The organism is Bacteroidales bacterium (genome assembly GCA_013314715.1).
In the GTDB taxonomy this organism is placed as follows: Bacteria; Bacteroidota; Bacteroidia; order Bacteroidales; family GWA2-32-17; genus Ch61.
Genome location: JABUFC010000084.1, coordinates 1 through 5153 on the forward strand (window position 1 = coordinate 1; position 5153 = coordinate 5153).

Annotated in this window: 2 protein-coding genes and 1 pseudogene; all 3 read right to left on the minus strand. The window is 31.9% G+C overall.

All coding sequences use genetic code 11. The features are described from left to right. Positions 1–766 precede the first annotated feature (766 nt). A complete protein-coding gene (locus HPY79_12220) occupies positions 767–2470 on the minus strand; it encodes an SBBP repeat-containing protein (protein NSW46568.1) in 1704 nt (567 codons plus the stop codon). 1578 nt (positions 2471–4048) lie between these two features. Further along, positions 4049–4456, minus strand: a pseudogene (locus HPY79_12225) (hypothetical protein). A gap of 12 nt (positions 4457–4468) precedes the next feature. Beyond that, a complete protein-coding gene (locus tag HPY79_12230) occupies positions 4469–4957 on the minus strand; it encodes a T9SS type A sorting domain-containing protein (GenBank protein ID NSW46569.1) in 489 nt (162 codons plus the stop codon). Positions 4958–5153: the final 196 nt, after the last annotated feature.

A 5153-nucleotide genomic window follows, 5' to 3' on the forward strand; every position in this document is an offset into this window, starting at 1 on the left:
TCGACGGATAACTGGGACGACCATCTACACTTTCACCTTTTTGTAAACTTTATCTAACTCACGTTCTAACCAACGTCAGTCTATAATGGAATTCACTTTAAAAATTCGCTGCAACGAGTCTTTATTTGAACCATATAAGATTCGAAAAATTTTATATTTCCTTATTTTTCTAATTTCATAACGCTAAAATAAGCATTATTTCTGGAATTTAAAATAAAAATATCAATAAGTTATTAACAATCATATATTGCATGTTAATAGCCTTGCAAAGGACTCTAAACATATTTTTTAGAAAAACAAATATAAATATATTTTAGGCACTACAAACGCGATTTTTTAATTAAAAAAATGTTTCTTATTGATATTTAAATATTTAACTTTTTTAAAAAATTAAAAATTGATTAAAAGTGGCGAAGTCAGTAATACAAGCATTTTGCAAACAAAAATGTGTGTCTGGATATTTGCTCTTTTTGCTGCTTTTTTTGTGTCGGCTTTGAATGTTTGCAAGCAGCCAAATGTACAAATATGGGGAGGGCATTCAGCTTTTCTTTCTGAATTAAAAAAAAATTTTTTTTCTTATATTGTAATTACTTTCTTTCATTTTAGAATATTTGTCTGTTATGTTCATATACTTTTTTGAATTTTTGCTAAAAGTACGTGTGTATGTATATTAGCGGATTTGAAACACTTGCCTTTCTGTTTAGCACAAATTTTCTTAAATGTATAAAACTACCAATTACCATTATATCCGCTATTGTTACAAACGTTATTCTTTTATTAATTTCAATACATTTTTATTATTGTCTGTTACTATTTCCAAAATGTAAATGTCGGAAGGATAGTCAATATTCAGAGTAATGTTGCTCGTATTTATATATTCATTGTCGTAAAATTGTATTCCTAATGTATTACGAACAATCAACCTAACTTTGCTTAACTCTTTTCCAAAACTTATGCATAACAGTTCATTGGTAGGGTTTGGATAAACTCTTATTGAATAGCTTTCCAATATATTTTTTATATTACTTGTATTCTGGTTAAGTTTAATAACAAAAATATCACAATTACCACTATATGCAGATAAATAAAAATTTTCTGGTCCGGGGTCAAAATCAACAGAGCCTTCGAAACATCCTGTTGTATAAATATTTCCATTGTTGTCAACAAAGATAGAATTAGCAATTTCATTATTTTGTCCTCCTATTTGTTTTGCCGATATAAAATCACCAGAAGCTTCTAACTTAGAGATGAACATATCAGTAGACCCTACAGAAGTTAAATTAAAATTACTTGTTCCTGGGTCAAAATCAACAGTTAAATCGAAATAACCTGTATTGTATACATTTCCACTGTTATCAACCGAAATAGAATTCCCTACATCATAATATGAGCTTCCAAATTGTTTTACCCAAACAAGATTTCCTGAAATATCAAGTTTAGAAATATAAATATCCTCATATCCAGCAGAAGTTAGATTAAAGACCCCTGGTCCAGTATCAAAATCAACAGTCCCTTTGAAATATCCAGTAGTATAAACATTTCCGTAAGAGTCTACTGCAATAGAATTTCCACTTTCAGTATTTGGACCTCCCATTTGCTTTGCCCATAATAAATCTCCCGAAGAATTTAATTTCATTACAAAAATATCATATTCACCAACAGCTGATAGATTTAAAGTATTTTGGTTATCTGGATCAAAATCTGATGTTCCCTTATATCTACCTGTGATATATACATTTCCACTAATATCTATTGTAATAGAGTTACTATAGTCAATATCTGAACCTCCCATGCTTTTTGCCCAGACAAAATTTCCAAAAGCATCCAATTTAGAGACAAAAATATCATTAGACCCAGCAGAAGATAAGTTATAAGTGCCTGTTCCTGGGTCAAAGTCAACTGTTCCTTTAAATATACCAGTAGTATATACATTTTCGTTTAAGTCCACTGATATGGAATAGCCAAAATCGGAGTCGGTACCTCCTATTTGTTTGACCCATATTAAGTTGCCATTGTTATCTAATTTAACAATAAATGCATCGGAAGATCCAGAAGGAGTTAAATTAAAGACACCTGGACCTGGATCAAAATCAGCAGTACCTTCGATATGCCCAGTAACATAAATGTTTCCGTTGCTGCTAACAGCAATGCCATGACCAACATCCCAATTTACACCACCTATCTGTTTTGCCCATAATAATTCTCCTGAAGAATTAAATTTTGAAATAAAAATATCATATTCTCCTGCTGAAATTAAATCATATGTGCCAGATCCAGGATCAAAATCGACTGTTTCTTGAAATTGACCTGTAGTATAAATATTTCCGCTATTGTCAACAGCGATGCCAGATGCCATATCAAATCCTGTACCTCCCATTTTTATTGCCCATTGAAAGTTTTGAGCATTTACTATACTGCTCAAACCAAATAAAGCAAGCAGTAAAAATTTAATATTAGTTTTTGTCATCATATTTATGTTGTTTAAAATTTTTATCAATAGCTGAGTGCATGAAATGTTGGGCATTTCAGGGCGATTCACTGTCAAACTGCTCAATATTATATGTGAGTAAATCAGTTCGATTACAGCACTATCAGCCCATTTTTCATAACCATTTTAGCATTTCTGTGTTTATTATCATCCTACTTGTGTTTTCATTTCAAAATTACATAAAATCAGTGTCTAATTCTTATTAATCACATCTTGAAACGGATGGCTTTGCATATAGGCATCATTTCTTTTGGCTATCACTTGCCAGCTTACTTTGATGTTAGGTTCATTAGTTTTAATCACAAATTGGTTATGATAATCAATTTCTTGATAAACAATTGCCTGAGCAAATGTCTGACCAACAACCGTTAATACATAGCGAAAATCTTTATTTATTTGGTCAAAATAATCGGGTAAAGTAACAGTTGCATATCCCTGACCATCGGTTATAACATTTCCTGAATACTGATTTAGAACCTCGTTACTTTCTATTGCAGCATGAACAAGGTATTTGTTTGTGTCATTGGGATGAGTAATTCTAAAATTCTTTGTTCCCATAACATTTAAACTACCTTCAACAGTTGCATTACCTGTTGTATAAAAATTACCGTAAGAATAAGTGTTTTTTAAATAGGTGCTGCCACTCGAAGTAGTTGTAATTGCATTATTGTTACCATAAATTATATCACCGTATGAATTGTACTTAGCAATATTTTTTCTGTTTCCCAAATTATCTAAAAAGTTTAGTGCTGTAGTCAAATCCGAACTATTATAAGTATATTCCACTTTTTTGGCATTGGGGTCTGAATGTGAGTATTCAATAACTGTTGGGCTTTGATTAATAGTTGTTGATGTGGAATACGATGAACTCGTTACTGTTGTGGAGTATTTTCCTGCTGTAGGATCATTGTTTTCTTCCATTAAAATCCAATCATTATCTTTCTTACAATATCTTTTATACACATTGTTTTTAAAATCTTTTTCTACCTTTTCTTCGTACTTTATGTTACCTTGATTATCATAGAATTTGTAATGAGTTATCTCATAATTGTATGATACGTTGCCAGGCGATGACTCTTCGTATTTACTTTCAGTGATTGTTTCAGAATAAAGATTTCCATTGTTATAAAATTTTTCATTACTTTTATCATAATTATATTTATTGCTGGTGCAACTTGAAATTGAATTCATTTCTACTTCCTTAACCTTTTCATAAACACCTGTAGAAGGATTAGGTCCAAACAATTCTTGTTTGGAATATTGTGTTGTTTGAACTAAGCTACCATCATATTTTTCAGATTCTGAACTTTTAGCAATTAGATTCCCATTTTGATATATTTCTGAAATTCTCATACCATTTTCTACTTTTGTGAGCATAAATGATTCATCACTAAGGTCTGTCATGTGATAAACAGGAGAATTCACAGTCATTTGATACCAAATAGTATCATTATTCATCATTTTGAATGTTCCAGTATTTGGATTTAGCACCATACGAGTTACCCCATTTGCATCTTTTAGCACAAGCGAATCATTTTGTATCACAGTTTGTCCGCCTTGAGCTGAACCTGCTGTCTTTGCATAAAAAGCATAAGGCACACTCAATAACTGGCTGTTGCCTGTTATGGTGTAATTTGTTCCGCCGTTCAGGTCGGTTTCGGTTTTGATAAAGTAAGGTCCGTTTGCCCAGTCAATGCTGGTAAAATTACCACTAACAACAGTGCCTCCTCCTATTTCAATACTTACTAAACCGTTTTCATTAGTAGTTGGTGTTTGAGTTTCAACATACACGGCTGTACCATTTGCAGAACCTTGCAGGATGCTGATTCTCATTCCTATCTGCTGATTGACAATTAATGCATTGCTGCTATTGCGAATAACTGCCTGATAGCTCATTTTTTCGGGTGCTTGAGCAAATACATTTGCCATTAATGATAAGGCTGCTAAAATTGAAAATATTCTTTTCATTGTCTTGTTCTCCTATTTTTTTATTATTTTAAATGTTTTTACTTCTTTGTTGTTTTGGATTACTTTTACAAAATACGTGGCAGGTGCAAGATTGCTCATTGCAATGCTTGTTTGATTGCTTGTGATTTTTTCGCTTTGTAAAAGTTTTCCCTGCATTTCATACAATTGGAAGTGCAGATTTGAAAGTTCAAACTCTTTTACCTCCAATGTAAGGTACTCGGTACTTGGGTTGGGATAAGCCAAAACAGAAAGGGTTATGCCTTTGGCTTCATCAATAGCATTTATAACAGAAATTTCGTAGGGTTGCTGAACTCCTTCGGCTACCGAACCGTTTATTCCGGCATGAGTGTGATAGACGCACTGCCCAACGGAAAAGCTTACTGAACCTGTGCCCCCTGAAATATCTTTACCGGAAGCATTTATACTTATCTGTGCATATAAGTTTGATGTAAAACCAATCAATAAAAGCACGGGTAATAATTTTATCCATCGTATTTTCATAGCTTTACTTTTTTATAATTGTTTTATAAATAAGTTGGTCGTTAGCGAAGCTTAAGATTTTAACAAAATGAGTCCTTTGCAAGGCTATTAACATGCAAATATGTGATTGTTAATAACTTATTGATGTTTTTATTTAAAATTCCAGAAATAATGGTTATTTTAGCGTTATGAAATTAGAAAAATCAGGAAATATGAC